15 protein-coding genes are annotated in these 20,183 nt (G+C 65.8%); 9 read left to right on the top strand and 6 right to left on the bottom strand.

What is annotated here, in order from left to right:
• Positions 1–86 precede the first annotated feature (86 nt).
• Complete coding sequence (locus tag CH256_RS08425; RefSeq protein WP_094638382.1) at positions 87–2,144, bottom strand: PhoX family protein; 2,058 nt, start codon at positions 2,142–2,144, stop codon at positions 87–89.
• A 72-nt stretch (positions 2,145–2,216) separates the two neighbouring features.
• Complete coding sequence (locus tag CH256_RS08420; protein ID WP_176460258.1) at positions 2,217–3,284, bottom strand: beta-mannosidase; 1,068 nt, start codon at positions 3,282–3,284, stop codon at positions 2,217–2,219.
• 333 nt (positions 3,285–3,617) lie between these two features.
• Between CH256_RS08420 and CH256_RS08415 the strand changes: the two genes are divergently transcribed.
• Genes CH256_RS08415 through CH256_RS08400 form a run of 4 tightly spaced genes read left to right on the top strand, consistent with a single transcriptional unit; the run spans position 3,618 to position 10,279 of the window.
• Positions 3,618–5,600 (top strand): hypothetical protein, encoded by a 1,983-nt coding sequence (locus CH256_RS08415; protein WP_094669279.1) that lies wholly within the window; start codon positions 3,618–3,620, stop codon positions 5,598–5,600.
• Positions 5,601–5,610: 10 nt separating this feature from the next.
• Positions 5,611–7,131: a hypothetical protein gene (locus CH256_RS08410; RefSeq protein WP_094669277.1), complete on the top strand. Its 1,521-nt coding sequence runs from the start codon at positions 5,611–5,613 to the stop codon at positions 7,129–7,131.
• A complete protein-coding gene (locus CH256_RS08405) occupies positions 7,128–8,636 on the top strand; it encodes a glycosyltransferase (protein ID WP_094669305.1) in 1,509 nt (502 codons plus the stop codon). Before CH256_RS08410 ends, CH256_RS08405 begins: the two co-directional genes overlap by 4 nt.
• On the top strand, positions 8,633–10,279 hold the full coding sequence (locus CH256_RS08400) for a glycosyltransferase family 39 protein (RefSeq protein ID WP_179272035.1): 1,647 nt from the start codon (positions 8,633–8,635) through the stop codon (positions 10,277–10,279). The genes CH256_RS08405 and CH256_RS08400 overlap by 4 nt, the downstream gene beginning before the upstream one ends.
• Positions 10,280–10,289: 10 nt before the next feature.
• On the opposite strand, the gene CH256_RS08395 is transcribed toward CH256_RS08400, so the two are convergent.
• The 4 genes from CH256_RS08395 to CH256_RS08380 all read right to left on the bottom strand — a co-directional run bounded on the left by CH256_RS08395 (position 10,290) and on the right by CH256_RS08380 (position 14,241).
• Complete coding sequence (locus tag CH256_RS08395; protein WP_068047565.1) at positions 10,290–11,018, bottom strand: amino acid ABC transporter ATP-binding protein; 729 nt, start codon at positions 11,016–11,018, stop codon at positions 10,290–10,292.
• Between the two features lies 1 nt (position 11,019).
• A complete protein-coding gene (locus CH256_RS08390; RefSeq protein ID WP_094638377.1) occupies positions 11,020–12,828 on the bottom strand; it encodes an ABC transporter substrate-binding protein/permease in 1,809 nt (602 codons plus the stop codon).
• 86 nt (positions 12,829–12,914) lie between these two features.
• A complete protein-coding gene (locus CH256_RS08385; protein ID WP_179272034.1) occupies positions 12,915–13,685 on the bottom strand; it encodes an LLM class F420-dependent oxidoreductase in 771 nt (256 codons plus the stop codon).
• A gap of 46 nt (positions 13,686–13,731) precedes the next feature.
• Positions 13,732–14,241, bottom strand: a complete 510-nt coding sequence (locus tag CH256_RS08380) for a TIGR04338 family metallohydrolase (RefSeq protein ID WP_094638376.1) — start codon at positions 14,239–14,241, stop codon at positions 13,732–13,734.
• Positions 14,242–14,339: 98 nt separating this feature from the next.
• Between CH256_RS08380 and CH256_RS08375 the strand changes: the two genes are divergently transcribed.
• From CH256_RS08375 to CH256_RS08355, 5 genes are all read left to right on the top strand, one after another.
• Positions 14,340–15,065 carry an ATP-binding cassette domain-containing protein gene (locus tag CH256_RS08375; protein WP_179272033.1) on the top strand — a complete coding sequence of 242 codons (726 nt, stop codon included), beginning with the start codon at positions 14,340–14,342 and terminating at the stop codon, positions 15,063–15,065.
• On the top strand, positions 15,062–15,808 hold the full coding sequence (locus CH256_RS08370) for an ABC transporter ATP-binding protein (RefSeq protein ID WP_094669274.1): 747 nt from the start codon (positions 15,062–15,064) through the stop codon (positions 15,806–15,808). The genes CH256_RS08375 and CH256_RS08370 overlap by 4 nt, the downstream gene beginning before the upstream one ends.
• Positions 15,805–17,319 carry an ABC transporter substrate-binding protein gene (locus tag CH256_RS08365; protein WP_094669272.1) on the top strand — a complete coding sequence of 505 codons (1,515 nt, stop codon included), beginning with the start codon at positions 15,805–15,807 and terminating at the stop codon, positions 17,317–17,319. Before CH256_RS08370 ends, CH256_RS08365 begins: the two co-directional genes overlap by 4 nt.
• 3 nt (positions 17,320–17,322) lie before the next feature.
• Positions 17,323–19,074 (top strand): ABC transporter permease subunit, encoded by a 1,752-nt coding sequence (locus CH256_RS08360; protein WP_217901106.1) that lies wholly within the window; start codon positions 17,323–17,325, stop codon positions 19,072–19,074.
• A partial coding sequence (locus CH256_RS08355; protein WP_094669270.1) for an MDR family MFS transporter occupies positions 19,071–20,183 on the top strand: 1,113 nt, incomplete at its 3' end. The genes CH256_RS08360 and CH256_RS08355, both read left to right, overlap by 4 nt.

Raw genomic sequence — 20,183 nt, 5'->3', positions numbered from 1 at the left:
CCCGAGGACGCCTGACACAACCGAAGCGCCCGCAGTCGACTGTCTTCGACCACGGGCGCGTTCCGATCGATGCGAAACAGCTACGGCTACGCCGACTTCCACACTGCGACGACGGACGGCCGAGGCTGAGTGTCGCCGCCGTCGGGCCAATGCGAGATCGGTGCGTCGGCGGTGGCATCGTCGCTTTCGCCCGGGTGCTGCACGCACACCACGACCCGCTCGTCGGAGACGATGGGACCGCAGGTCTCGCCGCCCGCGGGAACCGTCAGGAACTGGCGGGTCTCACCACGGCGTGGGCCGTCGAGCACCACGGCGAACAGGCCGTCGTTGGAGTCGAGAGCGTTTCCGTCGGTGGAGACCCACAGGTTGCCCTTCGAGTCGAACGCGAGGTTGTCGGGGCACGAGATGGGGCTGACCTGACTCTTGTCGAAGCCGCCGAAGTACGTGTCGGCCTCGTTCGGGTCACCGCACACCAGCAGCAGGTTCCAGGTGAACGACGTGCCCGCGTGGTCGTCCTCGAGCTCGAGCACCTGGCCGTTCTTGTTGGTGTTGCGGGGGTTGGCCTCGTCTGCCCCGGCTTTGCCCTCGGTGCCTCGGTTGGCGTTGTTCGTCAACGCGACGTAGACCTTGCCGGTCACCGGGTTGGGCTCGAAGTCCTCCGGGCGGTCCATCTTGGTCGCGCCCACCTTGTCGCCGGCCAGGCGGGTGAACACCGCCACCTCCTCGGCGGTCATGCCGTCGACGAGGGATTCGCCGCGGCCGTCCTCGTTCGTGCGCAGCAGCGGCACCCACGTTCCGGTGCCCTTGAATTCACCGCTGGCGGGAAGGGTGCCGGAGCCGTCGATCTCGTCCGGGGAGTCGCCGGTGAGCGTGGCGACGTACAGCGTGCCCGCGTCCAGCAGCGTCAGGTTGTTGCGCATAGCGGCCGCGCCGGTGCCGGGCATCATCTTGCGGCTCGAGACGAACTTGTACATGTAGTCGAAGCGCTCGTCGTCGCCGCTGTAGGCGACGACGGTGCCGTCGTCGGTGACGTAGATGGTGGCGGCCTCGTGCTTGAAGCGTCCCAGCGCGGTGTGCTTGATCGGAGCCGACTGCGGATCCCACGGGTTCACCTCGACGATGTACCCGAATCGGTTGGCCTCGTTGGGCTCCTGGGCAAGATCGAAGCGCTTGTCGAAGGTCTCCCACTTGCGATCGCTGGCGGCACCCTCGATGCCGTAGCGGGCGAGCCGCTCGGCGGCGACGGTCTCGGTGACCGACTCCGCGTTGCCGAAGTACTGGTTGAAGTTCTCCTCGCCGGAGAGCACCGTGCCCCACGGCGTCAGGCCGCCTGCACAGTTGTTGAACGTACCGAGCACGCGGGTGCCCGTCGGGTCGACGCTCGTCTTGAGGAAGTCGCTGCCCGCGGCGGGGCCGGTGACGACGAACTCCGTGGTGCCGGTGATACGGCGGTTGTACCGGCCCATCGCAGGGGTGAGCTTGCCCGAGTTGCCCTCGCCCTGAACCTGAACCACCGTCAGACCGTGCGCGGCGAGCGCTACGTCGAACTGCTCACGCGTCGGGTTCTCCTCGTCGTAGCCCTTGAACATCGCCGGCTCGGTGGTGTACTCGTGATTGACCACCAGCAGGAATGCGTTGGGCGTGCCCTCCACCGGCAGCAGGCCGGCGAAGTCGTTGTTGAAGCCGAACTGCATGGCCTGCGCCGCACCGGTCTGGTTGTCGAAGTCGAACGCCGGAGCGCCGTCGAGCACCGGATCGCCCCAGCGAATGACGACGGCCTGCTCGTGGCCCTCGGGTATCACGACTGCGTCCTCGGTGTTCGGTTCCACCGCAACGAAATCCACGCCGTCGACGGGCGGGGTATCGGTACCCGACGTGCTCGAGGTTGCGCCTCCGGTGGTGGCGGGCTCGTCGGTCGAGCACGCCGCGAGAGCGCTACCGGCACCCACGGCGAGTACCGCCATGGCACCGCCCTTGATCACACCGCGCCGCGACATGGCGGTCTTGACGATGTCGCCGAAGTACTGACCCTTCGACGTGTTGGGAACCTCGTGGAAACACGCATCCCCGCACTTGTACTTGCACGTCAATGCTGACCGCTTGGAGCTTCCGTCGTGAACCGCGAACAAGGGTAGTGGCTTCATGTCACGGCACGCTGTCACCCAAAAGCGAAAGTAAAGGAACGTTCAGGTGAAGTCGCGGACAACGAGGATGCCCTAACGTCCGATCGTCTGCCACAACGGATCGCCGGGTCCGATGTCGTAGGTGCACTCGTCCGGCCGCGGGTCGGGTACGAAGGCCCACAGCAGGGCTCCGGCTGTGCCTGCGGCGCGTTGGCCGTCGATCTTGGTGGCGATACTCGTTGCGCGGGAGCCGATATCGCCACAGGAACCGGCGAGTTGGCCGATCTCCCCGACCAGGAGGGGTTTGCCCACCGCAGCGCTCTGGGTGATCCGCCGCTGCAGCCCGTTCCACTGATCTCCGGGCAACGGCACACCGTCGTATCCGTAGTCGTGGTACTGCAGCACATCGACGAAGGGCGACTGGGCGAGGTACTCGTACTCGTCACCCTGGCTACCGCACTGTCCGCCGCCGGTGAGACCGGCGGTGATCAGGGTGCGGGGATCGACAGTGCGGAGCTGTTGCCCCGCGGTGTCGAAGAAGGAGCGCAGAACCTGGGCGGCGTCTGCGGTGCAGGTTCGGGTGGTCCACGAGCACGCCGCGTCGGTGCACGAGCTGGTTTCCGGCTCACCGACCAATTCCCAGGCTGCCAGTGCGGGCGAATCCTTCCACCGGTTCACAGCAGTGAGCATCCACTGCTCGAAACTCGTCACCGCATTCGCGTCGGGGACGGCAGGGGGCGTCGTCCATCCGTCGACGTACCACTGTCTGCCCTTGAAGGCGTTTCCTTCACAGGCCCCGTCCTGTGGCGAGAGAACCGGGACGACCAGTTGCCCGTGCGCCTCGGCCGCCGCGAAGACCGCGTCCATCGGGCGAAAGTCGAGTGCGCCGGTGAATCGGTTGATCGCCAGCGCTTGGAACGCGTTGAACCGCGTGAGGGAATGTGAAGGCAGGGCACCGAAGTAGCCGTTCAGGTCCACCATCGCTCCACAGCCTGCGTTGACCGACCAATCGGTCGCAAGCTGATAGGCATTGAATCCGGTCGGCCACCAAGGATTTCCGTCGAGTGCGAGACCGTCGGCGCTTGCCGTGACGCGGGCACCGGACTCGGGGGCTGCTGCCGCGTCGGGCACACCGGTGCTCAGCGCGAGGGACAGCACCATTGCTGCGCCCACTGCGCACCGTGAAAACATCGAAACGATCCGCATCGGCGTAATGCTAGATGTCTGCTGCGCGAATTTCTAAAATTGTGAATTCGACGGCCCCTGGACGGCAATATCACCGTATTCGTACAATTCGACGAGCTCCGTTGCGTCGGAATTCGATTCCACCGGGCCGAGCCGCTCATTGAGTCGAACTTTCGTGTCTCCCAGTATGTTTCTGGCCGCATTTCGATCCAGATGGGTAAATGTAGGACTTTCCGATGTACCGAAGATCGGGAATACGCAGTACAGTTCGGGTTTCCGTTTCATTATGCGAAAGCTGGAAATCCCCCAATGCGAATCGCATACGTTGCATCGACGGCAGTTCTCGTCGCAACTACGTTTCTGCTTACGGCCCCGTTCGTATCGGCGCAGCCGATCGATGGAGAGCAACAGGATTATGTTGATCGCTTCACCTTCGGCGAATTGGGACTGGGTCGGTCCACCACCGTGGACTCGACCGGACAGGCCACCAGACTGACCGTGCCGTCCCCTGCAGGCTCGGTGCCCTCGATGCTCGATGCAGTGATGACGGTGCCTGCCTGGCTCGACCGGGGTTGGGTCGACGTCGAATCGGACGGTCGGCCGATCACCCGCATCACGCTCGACAACACCGCACCGACCACCGCGGTGTCGATTCCACTGGCTGCGGCACCGACGGTCGACGGAGCAATCGCCCTCGATCTGATCCCGTCTCTGATTCCCGACGATCGCTACTGCCCCGATCCTGCCTCCGATGCCGTCCGATTGATCGACGCAACCGTGGCCTACCAGGGGCAACCGGCGGTGCCCGAGACCATTGCGGACTTTCTGCCGGTAGTGCTGAGGACGCTGACGCTGTTCGTCCCGTCGGACGCGGATCGCGAAACCGTCACCGCCGCAACGATTGTGGCAACCTCGGTGATCCACCACTACGGGGCGCAGCCGGTCCGGGTGGCCGTTCGGCCGGACAGTGAGCTTGCAGGGGCGGCACCGGACGGACCGTTCGAGAGATCAGTCGTATTGGCAAGGAGCTCCGACGCCGGTGTGGAACTGATCTACCCCGTCGACCAGGCTCCACCACGGATGTACCTCACCGGAACGGGGTCGGATCTGACCGATCAGGCCCGCCTCGTCACCAGTGATCTCTCCGACATCGCGGTCTCCACGGCTGCTTCGGCAGGACCATCGTCGGCAACAGCGCAACTTCCGCCCGAATCGATCACGCTCGACGACCTCGGCATCGGCACGGTGACCGGTTCGGGCGGTGCCACGGCGACTGCGTCCATCACGATCGATCAGACGCGGCTCGGCCGATCGGCATCGAACCTGTCCGTGCACCTGATCGGCAGCTACACACCGGGCGCGGGATCGGTGCGGGCCACGGTGAACGGGTCACCGCTCGCAGTGTGGGAGGCCGACGACACCGGTCGGCTCGATCGCTGGATCGACATTCCGAATTCGTCCCTGTCCCGCGTCGAGACACTCGACATTTCCGTCGACCATCCGTCGACCACGGGTGGCGGTGGCTGCTCCGCGGCCGCCGATACGAGTGTGACCGTGGACGGCTCGACTCTGGTGCGGTCTTCGGATTCCACGACACCGGCCCCGCTCGGCCTGCGATCGATGCCGCAGGCGCTGATGCCGCAGTTCGAGATCGCGATGGCCGACGAGTCCTACGCGGGAGTCGTCCGAGCGGTCACGATGGCAACCGGACTGCAGCGTCTGTCGAGTCTGCCCCTCCTCCCGGAGGTCGTGTCGATGGAACAGGCGCTCGACGGTAGTGGACCCGCCCTCGTGATCGCGCCTGCCTTGGAACTGCCCGAGACGGTGACCCTGCCGCTGTCGTCGATCGACGAGACGACATTCCGGGTCGCCGACCCGGACTCCGCCGGCGGTGCCACCGAATTGACGGTCGACACCGACGAGCCCTTCGCGACGGTGCAGGTGACGTCGGTGCAGGACAACGCAGTCCTCGTCGGATCCTGGAACTCGGCACCGGACCGATTCGACGCCATGCTGTCCTGGCTCGACGACGACCCGGCTCGGTGGTTCGCGCTCGACGGCGACATCGTGTTCGCTGCGCAGAACACCGAACCGATCTCACTGTCGAGCGCGGCACTGTCCGGTGCGGACGACACCGCAGCGGCGCCCGAGAACACAACCGACCGAACGACGGTGCTGGTCGTGGGAGTCGGTCTTGCGGTACTCGCAGCCGCGGGCGTGGGCGCACTCGTGCTCGCGCTCCGAGCGCGCCGGTCGACGACCGCGCCGAGCCGGCACAGCGACTCGACATGAGCGACTCGACATGACAGTGGACACCGCACCCAACACGGGCGCGGAGCCGACCGCGCCACCTCGGTGGCGAGCACGGCGTCCGCTCGCCATCCTGGTCGTGCGCTGGGTGGTTCTCCTCGCCTGTGTCGTTCTCGCGTTCCTTCCCACCTGGGTGCGGCTGGCGCAGGAGGCGTCCGACGGTGCCATCACCGCGTACATCTTCGTGTTGCCCCTGCTCGCTGTCGTTGCGGCGCAGGGAGTAGCGCGGCGTAGGGCCGACGAGCTGCCCATCCACGATCGGCAGACCGACAACATCGTCGGCGGTATCGGCTTGCTGGTGTCCATCGCGATCAAGGCGCTGTGGCTGCCGCGCTACGCCGATCAGTACGAGCTGGCGCACTTGGATGTCCTTGCGGCGCTGACGTTCTTCTTCGGTGGCGCGATCCTGATGTTCGGACTGCGTCCGGTGGGTCGGTTCTGGTCCGTCTGGCTGTTGCTGCTCGCGTTGAGTCCGCTGGGCTACCGGTTGGTCGCCATCGGTTTGGGCGGAGGCCGTTTCGCCTACGCGGCGGTGATGGTGCTCTTGGCAGGAATCGCCGGTGCCATCGCCGTCGGCCGCACCAGGCGTCGCGGATGGCTCGGGTTCGTGTGCACCGTCTCGTCCGGATTGGCAGTTGCGGCAGTGATGTTGGCGGTGTGGCCCCAGATCGACATCATCTGGCTGCAGCTCGTCCCGACCGTCGGCGCGGCAGCAGTCACCGGAAGCGGCTTCTATCTCACTGCGCGTCGCGGCCGATTCGACGAGCGACGGCCGCGCCGCCTCGCTGTCCCGACGGCGAAGTGGTCGCCGAGCTCGATCGTCGTCTCGATCGTGGCGGCTACGGTCCTGGCTCTCGTTCCCCTACCCGACCGCACCCCCGTGGCGGCACCGACGGGACCACCTGGTGCGGCATCTGTTCCCTTGGTTCCGCCGGTCGGTTTCAGCGAGATCGACATGGAGCAATTCGATTGGGTCCGCGCGTTCTTCGGAAGTCGTGCCACTCTGACCCGGCAGACGATGCGCGCCGACGAAGGCAATTCCGCCTGGGACCTGCGGTCGAGACCACGGACCGTGGTGGTCGACGTTCTGTCGACGACCAATCGGGCCAGTCTGGCCGTCTATCCGGAGAGCACCCTGTATCGATTGACCAACACGCGCACGAGCCAACCCCTGACCATCGATCTCGGACGCGGGGTGACGGGTGCGCTGTACACCTCGGTCAGCGACGCGTTGCTGCTCACCTGGACCAAGCTCGTGTTCCATTGGCAGCGAGGCGATGTGTTCCAACGTGTGACCGTCATCAGCGTCGACAATCACGACCTCGATGCCGCGTTCCCGCAGCCGATGCCGTCGATGGCATCGAATCTCGGTACAGCGATCGGCACCTTGCTTCGGGGCAACGCCATCTCCATCGACGACGATCCGGAGTACAAGGATCGTGAGCTGTTGACGACCTTCGGCACCGGGCTCGTTCGCCAGCAGTGGGCCCCGGCGAACGGTGCGCCGCTGTGACCACAACTCCCACGGAGGGACGACCGACGCCCCCGCGTGTCGGAACGGAAACCGAAGAGTTCCGAGCAGCTGCGCTCTACGACGCGATCAACGGATTGGCCGATCGAAATCCGCTGGCGTCGGCCGCAATTGCGTTCGTTCCCTGGCAGAAGTACACGGCGATCGGGGCTGCGCTTTCGCTCCTCGCCTGTGGAGTGTTCGCTCCGGTCGGGACGCTGCTCGTGGTCACGGTCGTGTGCACCATCGGATATCTGCTGGCGATGATCGACCGCTTACTGCTGTTCTCCCGAGGTCTGGACGCGTCGGCGATCGTCACGGTGACCGACGAGGAAGCCAGGGCCGTTCCCGACGATCGGTTGCCGTACTACACCATTCTGGTTCCGGCGTACGACGAGCCGGAGGTGGTGGGTGACCTCATCGCGGCGATGACCGGCCTGGACTATCCAGCCGACAAGCTGCAGGTCTTGTTGCTGCTCGAAGAGGACGACGAGGTCACCATCGAGGCGGCCGCGCGCAGCGGCGTCAGCGATTCGGTGGACGTGGTCCTGGTCCCCGCAGGCGACCCTCGCACCAAGCCGAAAGCATGCAACTACGGATTGCATTTCGCTACCGGGACGATCGTGACGATTTTCGATGCCGAGGATCTGCCCGAGCGACTGCAACTGCGTCGCGTCGTCGCTGCTTTCGAGCGGCTGCCCGACACCGTCGCGTGCGTGCAGGCGAAGTTGGCTTTCCACAACGGTTCTCAGAATCTGCTGACCGGGTGGTTCACCGCGGACTACGCCCTGTGGTTCGGGTATCTGCTGCCGGGCCTGATGGCCAGCACCTCGCCGATTCCCCTCGGCGGAACCTCCAATCATCTGCGCCGCGACGTCATCGACGAGGTGGGGGCCTGGGACGGCTTCAACGTCACCGAGGACGCGGATCTCGGTGTGCGCATCGCGGCCTCGGGCTACTCGACGGCGGTGCTGGACTCCACCACTCTCGAAGAGGCCAACAGCGATCCGATCAACTGGGTTCGCCAGCGCTCTCGTTGGTACAAGGGCTATCTGCAGACGTGGTTGGTGCACATGCGCAGACCGGTCGCCACGGTGCGTGCCCTCGGCCCGGTCGGCACCTACCGCTTCACATTGTTGCTCGCGGGAACACCGATCACCGCGTGCATCAACATGGTCTTCTGGTTCACCACGGCGGCATGGATTCTCGGCCAGCCGGCATTGGTGGCCGAGCTCTTTCCGCCGTACATCTACTATTTCTCGTTGCTGTCTCTGGTGGTGGGCAACATCGCCACGGTGTACATGTACCTCATCGCGAGCCGAGAGAGCGACAACGCGTACCTGCTCGTTCCCAGCCTCACGATGCCCCTGTACTGGGTGATGATGAGCGTGGCCGCCATCAAGGGGTGTTGGCAGCTGGTTCGCAATCCGTCGTACTGGGAGAAGACGTTCCACGGCCTGTCCGGCCCCGCCGCGCCGACGCCGGTCGGCGAAGAGCAGAACACGTGAATCGGCGCACCCCCTGGATCGTGTTCGGCAGCGCGCTGGCGGGCTACCTGGCGGTGGGGCTGACTCTGAGCATGCATTTCGGCTATCTCCTCGGCGACGCATTGTCGCGAACCTCGGCCGCGCAGGCGGTGCTGCTCAGCCGCGATCCACACGTGTCGGCCATCGGCTTCATCTTCACGCCGTTGACGGCCCTCGCACAGTTGCCCATGGTCGCCTTCGCATCGTGGTGGCCGGCGATCACCCGGTGGAACATCTCGGGCATCGCGATGTCGGCGGTGTTCATGGCCGGTGCAGTGGTGATGATCCACGGGATCTGCCGAGACCGCGGACTGCCCGGCCGATACAGCCTCCTGCTCACCGTCGTCTTCGCGATCAACCCGATGATCGTCTTCTACGGAGCCAACGGCATGAGCGAGGCAGGCTTCCTGTTCTTCCTCTGCTGGGCTGTACGACGGTTGATTCGATGGATGAACACCGACGACGTTCACGATCTCCTGTTGGCAGGCGTCGCATTGGCTCTCGCCTTCCTCGCTCGCTACGAGGGCGTCGTTCCGATAGCTCTGGCCGCGGTACTGGTGGCGGTCGTGACGGCTCTTCGTCGGGGCCAGCCGTATTGGAAAAGCATGCGCCGCAGAGCAATTCTGGACGCAGTGCTCGTTGCAGGGCCCGGCACGGTAGTGTTTCTGGTGTGGATCAGCACGAGCTGGCTGATCACCGGTGAGGCGCTCGCCCAGCTGTCCTCGAGCTACGGAAACGCCGCGATTCTGACGCAGTCCGGCGGGCCCAGCGGTGACCTGATCGGCACCGGCCTGTTCTCGCTCGGTGCCGTCGTCGTGCTGGGACCGGCGTTGCTGGTGACGCTACCGCTGGCCGTGGTGCTGGCGCTGCGTCGCCGAGACCTCGAATTCGTCGTGGCACCATTGCTTTTCGGTGGGGTGCTCGGATTTCAGGCCGCGAGCTACATCACGGGTTCGACATTCGGCTTCCTGCGGTTCTTCATCTGTGCCGTTCCGTTGGCGGCAGTCGTTGTGGTACAACTGTTTCCGGCCACCGGAGATCGGCCGACCCGGCGCGCAGGGGCCTATCGACGGCACCGCCCCGTGCTCGCGCCGCTGCGTCCTGCCGCCGCGGCGGTGGCACTGACGGTCTGTGTACTGGCTCTTCCGATCACGGGGTGGGCTATGGTGCAGCCGGGGTTGTCCAGTCAGCAGTACGCCCTCGGCAGTCTCCTCGACGAGGATCCCCAGGCCGACGATCCACAGGCGATCGCGGCCCGTCGAGTCATCGATTCCTTCTCCACCGAACGCCGACTGGCGTCGTACCTCGACGGCCAGAACCTCCCGGAGGGGTCGATCCTCCTCGACACCGTCTACGGGTTCGCCGTCGTGGCAGCGTCGGAACACCCGAAGCGGTTCGTGGTTCCGTCCGACCTGGACTTCACCCAGATCCTCAACGACCCGGCATCGGCGGGCGTGCAGTATCTGCTGACGGTGCCCAACGAGGGCCGCGGAGTGTCCGATGCGGTCAACCGGCGATATCCGACGATCTACGACAACGGAGCCGACCTGTATCCACTCGTCCTCGAAGTTCCGAACGACGGTGCAGATCAACCGGATTGGCGTCTGTACCGGGTACCGGGCTGACCGACGCTCGCTACAGTACCTGCGACAGAAACGTTTTCAGTCGATCGGTGTGAGGATCGTCGAACAACTGCTCCGGCGTTCCGGTTTCGACGGCGCTGCCGTGGTCCATGAACAGCACCCTGTTGGACACCGATCGCGCGAAGCCCATCTCGTGGGTGACCACCACCATCGTCATTCCGCCCTTCGCGAGGTCGGCCATCAGTGCCAGCACACCTTTCACCAATTCGGGGTCCAGAGCGGAGGTGGCCTCGTCGAAGAACATCACCTCGGGCTTCATGGCCAGGGCCCGGGCGATCGCGACACGTTGCTGTTGCCCACCGGACAGATTGCCCGGACGCGAATCCGCCTTGTCGGTCAGTCCCACCAGCTCGAGCTGATCCATCGCCGCCGCACGAGCCGCCTCCTTGGACAGGCCGAGCAGCTTGCGCGGGCCCAGAGCGATGTTGTCCGCAACGGTCTTGTGCGGAAACAGGTTGAACTGCTGGAACACCATGCCGATGCGCTGACGCAGCTCGTCGGGGTTGTCCTTCAGCACCGACTTGCCGTCGAGCAGGATGTCTCCCTGCTCGGGCTCGTGCAGTCGATTGAGAGCACGCAGCAGAGTCGACTTACCCGAGCCCGACGGTCCGATGACCGTCGTCGTCGTGCCCGCCGGAACGTCGATGCTCACCCCGCGCAGCACCTTGTTGGTACCGAAGGACAGGTGAATGTCCTTGCCTACGAGCGAAACAGAAGTCATGTCAGCCTCTTTCCACGACGACGGCCTGCTCGACCGGGTCCAGCGTCTGCTCGGCTTTGCCGGTGCGCAGTCGCTTGTCGATGTAGTTCACGAGATGGGTGAGCGGCACGGTCAGCACCAGGTAGAACAATCCGGCGGCGACGAGCGGGGACAGATTTCCGGTCTGTGCGTTGAGATCTCGACCGACGGCGAACAGCTCGCGTTGAGTGGCGAGCAGTCCGAGGAAGTAGATCAGCGACGAGTCCTTGATCAGTGAGATGAACTGGTTCATCAGCGCCGGCAGAACGCGTCGGACACCCTGTGGGACGACGACCAGGTTCATCGACCGGCGACGGCTGAAGCCCAGTGCCCGCGCAGCTTCCATCTGACCGGCCTCGACGCTCTGGATGCCGGATCGGAAGATCTCACCGATGTACGCGGCGGCGAGCAGTGACAGTGCCGCGGCGCCGAGCCAGTACGGATTGCCGCCGGTCACCCCCTGCACCACCGGTCCGATTCCGAGTCCGATGATCAGAATGATCACCACGGCGGGCAATCCGCGGAAGATGTCGGTGTAGACACGCGCCGGCCAGCGCAGCCAGCGTGTGCGAGACAGCCCGGCCAGGGCCAGCAACATGCCCAGGACCGTACCGATGATGCCCGACGCCAACGCCAGAATGAGCGTGTTGGGCAGGCCTACCTTGAACAGGTCGGGGATGGCGGACTTGTACAGCGACCAGTCGAAGAACGTATCCCCCAGCTGTGCCAGCGTGGATTTGGGTTGAACGGCAACGGCTTCGGGAGCGTCCGCGTCGTTCTGTGCTGCGATGGCAGCGAAGTCGGGTAGCTCGGGCTCGGGGGCGGCCTTGCTGCCGGGCTTGAAGCCGTCGGGCAATTCGCGTGGAACCCAGTCGGAGTACAGGGTGGCCCAGGTGCCGTCGGCGATCACCGCGTCGAGCCCGGAGTTCAACGCGTCGATCAGCGGCTGATTGTCGCGAGCGACGGCCCAGCCGACGAAGTTGTTCAGCGAGAACGTGTTCTGCGTGATCGCGGTGCCGTCTTCCGGCTTGACCAAGCCTTCCGCCTGCTGGGACGGGGCCACCCAGGCGTCGATCTGCCCGGTGCGCAGGTTCGCGTACGCGGTGTTGTAGTCCGGGAACTTCACCGGATCGAGGCCGAGCGTGTTCACCACGTAGTCGTCCTGCACGGTGCCCTGCACGACGCCGATCCTGCTGCCCGCGTTCAGGTCCTCGAACCTGGTGATCGGGCCGCCGGTCTGAGCAACGAGGGAGAAGTAGCCGAAGTCGTATCCGTTGGTGAACCCGACGGTGTTGCGTCGCTCGTCCGTCGTCGTGATCGAGGACGACCCGACGTCGAAGCGGCGGCCCGCAACCTGCGCGAGCAGACCCGAGAACTCGGTGCCCGAGAAGTTGATCTGCAGACCGAGCTTCTCGGCGACGGCCTTCAGCAGTTCGTTGTCGTAGCCGGTGTACTGGCCGGCCGAGTCCAGGCAGATGCTCGGCGGGGCGTCGGACAGGGTTCCGACGGTGAGCACTCCCGGCGTCGCCAATCCGAGGGATGCGGTGTCGATCCGGTCCAGGGGCGTGACATTGTCCGTCGTGTATCTGTCCTCCGTCGCGGCCGCTGCGGCAGCGTCGAAGTTCGTCGGGGTGGACGACGCACTGTCGACTCCGGGAGGGGCGCACAGGTCGGTCGGACCTGCCGCCGCCTGATCATCGGAATTCGACGTGCCACACGCGGCGAGCGTGAGGGCCATCAACAGTCCGAGAACGAGAACCACGAGCGCGCGTGAGGCGCGTACGGCAACCATGTACAAAACCCTAAGCGGACCAGGGCCCACTCACCCAAACGCGCCACGCGCAAGGGTTTCGCTCAGCGAACTGGAGTGACGTGTGACTACTCGAGCGCGTCCCGCCACTCGATGGCCTGGCCCAGCTCGGCCAGGTCGTACTCGGGTCCGTTGACGCCGACGGTGAACAGGGTGGCTCCGGCGTCGACGAAGTCCTGGGCGGTGTCCGCTCCCGGCCACGCGACCGAGCGGGTGATGACCGAGACGTCGCGTCCGACGGTGGTGCCGTGCTCGGCGAGGATCTCGGACTTGCGCTTCAGCGCCTCGAGGTCGGCGAAGCTGTGCCAGATGTGCGCGTACTCGGCCACCATCTTCAGCGTCTTCTTCTCGCCGCCGCCGCCGATCAGGATCGGGATGTCGCGGGTCGGGGCCGGGTTTCCGACGTCGAGGCGGTGGCGGATTCTGGCGAGGCTCTCTTTCAGCAAGGCCAGTCGCGAACCGGCCGTGCCGAACTCGTACCCGAAGTTGTCGTAGTCCTTCTCGTTCCATCCGGCGCCGATGCCGAGGATCAACCGTCCGCCGCTGATGTGGTCGACGGTGCGCGCCATATCGGCCAACAGGTCCGGATTGCGGTAGCCGCCGCCGGTGACGAGTGCGCCGATCTCGACGTTCGACGTCTGCTCGGCCCAGGCCCCGAGCATCGTCCAGCACTCGAAGTGAGCACCGTCGAGGTCGCCGTACAGCGGATAGAAGTGGTCCCAGTTGAAGACGATGTCGACGCCCGCATCCTCCGAGCGCAACACCGCGTCGCGGATCAACTGATAGTCGGGAGCGTGCTGGGGCTGAAGCTGAACACCGATCTTGACGGTCATGGACATCTCCTCGTCGTGTGGGCTGCGTCTCCCATGATGCACCCGAAAACCACTAGCCGATGCGGACGCCGCTCTCGGCCATCATCGCGCGCAGGACGAACCCGGCCTCGGAGCCGACAATCTCGCCGACGAGAGTGATGTAGCGGTCGACGAATGCGCCGCCGTGCTGCTCCTCGTTCTCGTCGGCGAAGTGGTGCGCGAGCTCGTGCAACACCACCAGTTCCCGCAACGCCCACGCCCTGTTGCCCCTGTGCAGGGGCACCGCGATGGTGGCGGTGTCCGATTCGTAGTGCGCCGCAGCCGAACCCGATCGGGCTCGGACGGTGACCACCCGACCGGCGTCGGGCCACGTTGCGGCAACCCACTCCAGAGCGAGCACCGCATCGACGTATGCCTGCACCGAGTCGATGGAGGCGAACTTGCGCTCGATCGGCAGCGTGATCTGCGAACCCATCACCTGCACCATGCGAAGGTCCCGCTCCTCGGCGCGATCGAACATGGTGCGAACCAGTTGTTCTGCGTCGTAGACGGCCGCTCGTTGCGAGTCCCTCGCCCTGCTCATCCGGTCAGCCTAATTTGTGTCGTCGTTCGAACTCGCCTACAGTCGTCTATCGACAACGATTGTCGAAGTCGTTCCCATGTCTATCCTCAGGAGAAACCGTGCTCGCCGTCGATGACCTCTGCATCGACGCCGGACGCTCGCGCATCGTCCGGCACGTCTCCTTCGAGATCCCAGCGGGTCGACGCCTCGGCCTGCTGGGTGCGTCGGGATCGGGAAAGTCGCTGATCGCCTCGGCGTTGGTCGGAGCGCTCCCGCCGGGCATCACCTGCACCGGCCGCATCGTCGTCGACTGCCACGACGTCGCCGGAGTTCCGACGCCCCGCCGGCCACGCCCCGCCCGTCCGGCGATGGTCTTCCAGGATTCGGCCACCGCACTGAACCCGATGGTCACCGTCGGCAAGCAACTCCGCACGCCCGACGCCTCCGCGCTGCTCGAGCGCGTGGGTCTGCGCGACACCGAACGCATCCTGGCCTCGCACCCGCTCGAGCTGTCCGGTGGCCAGCGTCAACGCGTCTGTATCGCAGCCGCATTGGCGCGTGAGAGTCCGCTGGTGATCGCGGACGAGCCGACGACGGCCCTCGACGTGATCAGTCAGGCGCGGGTGCTCGACGCTCTCCGTGAGGTGGCGTCTCTGCTGCTGATCACGCACGACATCGCCGTCGCCGCGCAGCTGTGCGATCACCTGATGGTTCTCGACTCGGGCAAGGTCGTCGAATCCGGTTCCACGGCAGCGATTCTCGACAGCCCGGAATCCGATCTCGTGGTGCGCATGCTCGAGCGGGCTCGCGCCGCCGATCCGTTTCGTCAGTTGGTCGCGCGATGACGGGCTTGGTGGCCACGGACATCACGCGCACCTACGTACGGCACGGCTCTTCTCGTACCGGGCTGGACGCCGTCTCGTTCACGCTGCCACCGGCCGGTCGCGTTGCCGTGGTCGGCGAATCCGGTTCGGGGAAGACGACGTTGCTGCGCATGCTGTTGGCGCTGGATGTGCCCTCCGAAGGGGTCATCGAATTGGACGCCCGCACAGTACGTCCGGGTTCCGCGCGCTCGCTGCGGTGGTTTCGCAGACTCGTGCAGTACGTACCCCAGGATCCGGCCACCAGCCTCGATCCACGCCGCAGTGTGCTGGATCTGGTGGCGACGCCGCTTCGACTTCTGGGCGTCGACGGCGATCATCGAGCCAAAGCGGGTGCCGCACTCGCCGCTGTCGGGCTGGAAGAGCGTTATCTGCAACGCCGACCGACGGAACTGTCCGGTGGTCAGAATCAACGCGTCGCCATCGCGCGCGCGGTGGCATGCGAACCGCAATATCTGCTGGCGGACGAGCCGGTCAGTGGGCTGGACCCGGATCTGCGTGAGCAGGTTCTCGCGGTTCTGGCCGGACTGCCAAGCGCGTTGCTGATCGTGAGCCACGACCTGTCTGCAGTCGCTCGACTCTGCAGTGACGTATCGGTGATGCACGACGGCCGAATCGTCGAAACCGGCAGCGTACGAGGCATTCTCACCGAACCAAAGCACTCCTACACCCGAGACCTGATCGACGCCGTACCCCGGCTTGCATGACCACCACAGGAGATCCATTGACCACCACTCTGTTGTTTACCAACGTGTTCCGTATCGGCGCCCTGGCAGCGGTAGGTGCCCTCACGCTCACCGGCTGCTTCTCTTCGGGCGCTGCCGACGACACCGCAGATCGAGCCCGCGTGGCGATGCTGCAACCGCCGCGCTCGGGGCTCTCGCAGTTCAGCGATGATGCCTTCAAGCTGTCGCGCTGGTCCACCGCCGAAACCCTCGTCACCCTCGATGATCTCGGCGACGCCGAGCCCGCGCTGGCCACCGCCTGGAATCGCGTCGACGACCGGACCTGGAGCTTCGACCTCCGACCCGACGTGAGGTTCCACAACGGTGCACCACTCGACTCCGCTGCCGTCGTCACCGCACTGACTGCTGCCACTACCGCCGCGCCGAAGCCGCGCATCCTCGACGGGGTCGAGCTGACGGTGACCGCTACCGACGATGACACGGTGGAGGTGTCCACCGCGGACATCGATCCACTGGTGCCGCAACGACTCTCGAGCCCGCAGCTCGCCATCCTGGCACCCGCGGCCTACTCTGCAGGCGGCAGCGACCCCGTCGGAACCGGCACCGGACCTTTCGTGCTCACCGCAGTGAACGGCACGTCCAGTGCCACGCTGGACCGCAACGAGGACTACTGGGGTGAGCCCGCGAAGCTCGCCGGCATCGACGTCGACTTCGTGCCCGACGGTACGGCCCGCGCAGCAGCGCTACGTAACGGCACCGCCGATGTGGTGGAGGCGATTCCGGTGTCGCAGGCCGCCAACATCGACCAGTCGCTGGTGCACGAGGTTCCGATGCCGCGCACCAACACCCTGTACCTGAACACGTCGTCCGGAGTGTTCGCGGACCCCGCCATGCGCGCCGCCGCACGGGAGTCGGTGGACAAGGATCGTCTGGTCGAGCAGGTGTACGAGGGTCGTGCCGACGCCGCGAACGGATTGCTCGGCCCCGCGCTGCCGTGGGCGGCGGACCGTCCGGCGCGCACCGAGACCCCGGCGGGCGATGCCACCGGCAAGAAGATCACCCTCGCCACGTTCACCGACCGCGCCGAACTTCCCGAGGTCGCCGTGCTGTTGCAGCAGGAACTCGAGGCGAAGGGCTTCGAGGTCGAGCAGGTGGTGCGCGAATACCAGTTCATCGAAACCGATGCTCTCAGTGGTGCATTCGATGCCTTCATCCTCTCCCGCGCCACCGTCCTCGATTCGGGTGACCCGGTGGCATACATGTACTCCGACTTCGCCTGCGAGGGATCGTTCAACATCTCCCAGTTCTGCGACCCGCAGGTCGACACGGCGCTGGCAGACGCCTCGGCCACCGAGCCCGGAGACGACCGCCGCGCCGCGATCCTGGCCGCCGAGAAGCTCATCCTGGAGAAGGATGCGGCCGTGCCGATGCTGCACGAACGCGTCATCCAGGGTGAATCCGAAGGCCTCACCGGTGTCGCCCGCGATCCGCGGGAACGCACGCTCATCACCAACCAGACCGCCTTCGAGTAAGCAGTGAGAACAACCGCCTCGCGGCTGGTTGCCGTCGCCGGTGTCGTCCTGATCGTCGGCATGCTGCCGTGGCTGTCGAATCGCGATCCGGCACTGAGCATTCTGCGAGCTCGCTCGGCCGAACAGGAAGCAACCCCCGAGGCTCTGGCGGCCATTCGCCGCGACCTCGGTCTCGATGCCGGGCCGCTGCGGATGTTCTGGGACTGGCTCACCGGCATCGCGTCGGGCAATCCCGGAACATCGTGGAACACCGGCAAGCCCGTACTGCCCGGTGCCCTGGATGCATTGACGGTCTCACTCACCCTCATGGGCTTCGCGATGCTGGTTGCGGTCGTCACGGCCGCCCTGGTCGTGCTCCCCAGCGTGCGGGCGGGGTTGCGCGGCACCCCGAAGCGAACCGGGGGTGGCGTCGCCGCAGCGCTCACGTCGATGCCGGAGTTTCTGCTCGCCTCGGTGCTGGTCCTCGTCGGAGCCGTGTGGCTGTCGTTCCCGGCGTACGGCTGGAACGGCCCGGAGTACGCGGTATTGCCTGCGCTCGCGCTCGGGTTGCCTGCCGGCGGGCTGATCGGACGTCTTCTCGCCGACGCGATCGCCGTCACCTTCACCGAGGGCTGGGTCATCACGTGGACGGTCGCAGGATTCTCGCGGCGGCAGATCGCCGGGGCGGTTCTGCGACGCGCCCTCCCCGGGCTCGCATCGCAGATCGGGCTGATCATGGTCGCCATGACCGGTGGCGCAGTGGCCGTCGAAAAGGTTTTCGCCATACCGGGATTGGGCCGCACCACTCTCGGTGATGCGCAATCACAGGATCTTCCCGCCCTGCAGATCGACATCATCCTTCTGCTGGCCGTCAGTGCCGTTCTGGGGATTTCCGCCGAACTCGTGCGACGGCTACTGCTCGGCAGCGCCCTGCACGAGAAGGCGATGCCCATCCCGTCCGGCGTCTTCCACCCGTCACCCCGGCGTTGGGTGGTGCCGATCGCGGCGGCGTCGGTCCTGCTGATCATGGTCGTGGCCGGACTCCCACGCGACGGCCAGGCGACGACGCGGGAGAAGTTCGCAGCCCCGTCATCGGCCCACCCCTTCGGTACGGACGCGTCGGGCCGAGATCTGTTGGCCCGCGTGGCCGACGGCGCACTGCGCTCCATCGGACTCTCGCTGGCGGTGACGTTCGCGGCCCTGGTGGTCGGCGTGCTGCTGGGACTGATTCCGCGGGCCTCGCGTGGTCTGGTCGAGGTCACCAATGCGGCACCGCCCGTCGTCACCGGCATTCTCATCGCGGCGATCTGGGGTCCGAGTGCAGGCGGGGCGGCAGTTGCCGTTCTCATCGTCACGTGGGCTCCGCTCGCCGCGCACACTGCCGCTCTGGTCGAGGAGACTCGTGCTCGGCCGTACATCTCCATTCTGCCGACACTCGGGGCAGGCAATGCGCGAATCCTGTTCGGATCCATCGTGCCCAGCGTCGTTCCGGTAGTTCTGCGGCACGCCATGATTCGGCTTCCCGGTGTCGCTCTTGCTCTCGCGGCCCTCGGATTCCTCGGCCTCGGTCCGCAACCCCCCACCGCGGATTGGGGATTGATACTGTCCGACGGGGTCGCCGCCGTCGAACGGGCACCGTGGGTCACCGCCGCTCCGCTCGCGTCGTTGATCGCACTCGCCGTTCTCGCAGTCTCGCTCGCCGGTGCCACCTCGGGGCGGGTGCGCAAGACCGGTAGCGTCATCGAGAAAGTCGACGCAGGAGGGCGCAGTACGTGAGCACGAGGACCGACGGATCGCCGACGCGGTGGCGCTGGTCGTTTTTGGTCGATCTGCGGCGGGCCACCCCCACCGTTCGCTTGCTCGTCCTCACTCAGATGACCTTCAACATCGGCTTTTTCATGGTGTTGCCGTATCTGTCGGTGCATCTGACGAGCGACCTCGGACTCGGTGCCGCGGTCGTCGGAGTGGTTCTCGGAATCAGAACCTTCTCGCAGCAGGGACTGTTCTTCGTCGGTGGCACCCTCGCCGATCGGTGGGGCATCAAGCCGGTCGTTCTTGTCGGCTGTGTTCTGCGGGTGCTGGGATTTGTCGGTCTTGCCTTCGCCGATTCGCTGCCTGCCGTGTTGATCGCGACGGTGATGGTGGGATTCGCAGCCGCATTGTTCTCCCCTGCAGTCGAATCCGCAGTGGCGATCGAGGCGGGCAAGAGCGAACGCGACGGCGGACCCACGCGCGTGGAGAGCTTCGCGCTGATGTCGGTGTGCAGCCAGATCGGCTCCTTCACCGGCCCGCTCGTCGGATCGGTGTTGCTGCTCGTCGATTTCAGGATCGCGTGCCTCGTGGCCGCGGCGATCTTCGTTCTGGTCGTCGCCGCTCACGTGCGATGGCTGCCGCGTGAGCGCGGCGAACATCGCGACGACCCATGGCTCTCGGGCTGGACCGACGTGGTGCGCAACCGAACCTTCGTGCTGTTCGCGGTGGCGATGAGCGCGCAGTTGGTGGCCTACAACCAGCTGTACCTGCTGCTGCCCCTCGAGGTCGAACGCGCCTGGGGTTCGCAGACGGTGCTGGGGTGGTTCTTCGCGATCTCGGCAGTACTGGTGGTATCTGCGCAACTGCCCATCACCCGACGTGTCGCCGGGGTATCACCGCGGATCACGCTGCCGATCGGATTCGCCGTCATGGCAGTTTCTTTCGCCCTGGTCGCGGCATTCAGTCCCTTCGAGTTGGAAGGTCCGGTCGGTCTCGTCCCGGCCGCTCTGTTCGTGCTGCTGCTGGCGCTGGGGCAGATGATCGCCATGCCACAGGCCCGAGACCTGGTGCCGCGCATGGCCGCCGAACGTCGCCTGGGCTCGTATTACGGCTTCATGGCCTCGCTCGGGGGC

This window comes from Rhodococcus sp. 05-2254-6 (assembly GCF_002258565.1).
Taxonomy (GTDB): domain Bacteria; phylum Actinomycetota; class Actinomycetes; order Mycobacteriales; family Mycobacteriaceae; genus Rhodococcoides.
This window is presented reverse-complemented; position numbering and strand designations above follow the sequence as displayed.

Coding starts and splice junctions, on each gene's coding strand:
- CH256_RS08425 (WP_094638382.1), bottom strand. CDS start 2,144: ATGAAGCCACTACCCTTGTTCGCGGTTCACGACGGAAGCTCCAAGCGG.
- CH256_RS08420 (WP_176460258.1), bottom strand. CDS start 3,284: ATGGTGCTGTCCCTCGCGCTGAGCACCGGTGTGCCCGACGCGGCAGCA.
- CH256_RS08415 (WP_094669279.1), top strand. CDS start 3,618: ATGCGAATCGCATACGTTGCATCGACGGCAGTTCTCGTCGCAACTACG.
- CH256_RS08410 (WP_094669277.1), top strand. CDS start 5,611: ATGACAGTGGACACCGCACCCAACACGGGCGCGGAGCCGACCGCGCCA.
- CH256_RS08395 (WP_068047565.1), bottom strand. CDS start 11,018: ATGACTTCTGTTTCGCTCGTAGGCAAGGACATTCACCTGTCCTTCGGT.
- CH256_RS08390 (WP_094638377.1), bottom strand. CDS start 12,828: ATGGTTGCCGTACGCGCCTCACGCGCGCTCGTGGTTCTCGTTCTCGGA.
- CH256_RS08385 (WP_179272034.1), bottom strand. CDS start 13,685: ATGTCCATGACCGTCAAGATCGGTGTTCAGCTTCAGCCCCAGCACGCT.
- CH256_RS08380 (WP_094638376.1), bottom strand. CDS start 14,241: ATGAGCAGGGCGAGGGACTCGCAACGAGCGGCCGTCTACGACGCAGAA.
- CH256_RS08370 (WP_094669274.1), top strand. CDS start 15,062: ATGACGGGCTTGGTGGCCACGGACATCACGCGCACCTACGTACGGCAC.
- CH256_RS08365 (WP_094669272.1), top strand. CDS start 15,805: ATGACCACCACAGGAGATCCATTGACCACCACTCTGTTGTTTACCAAC.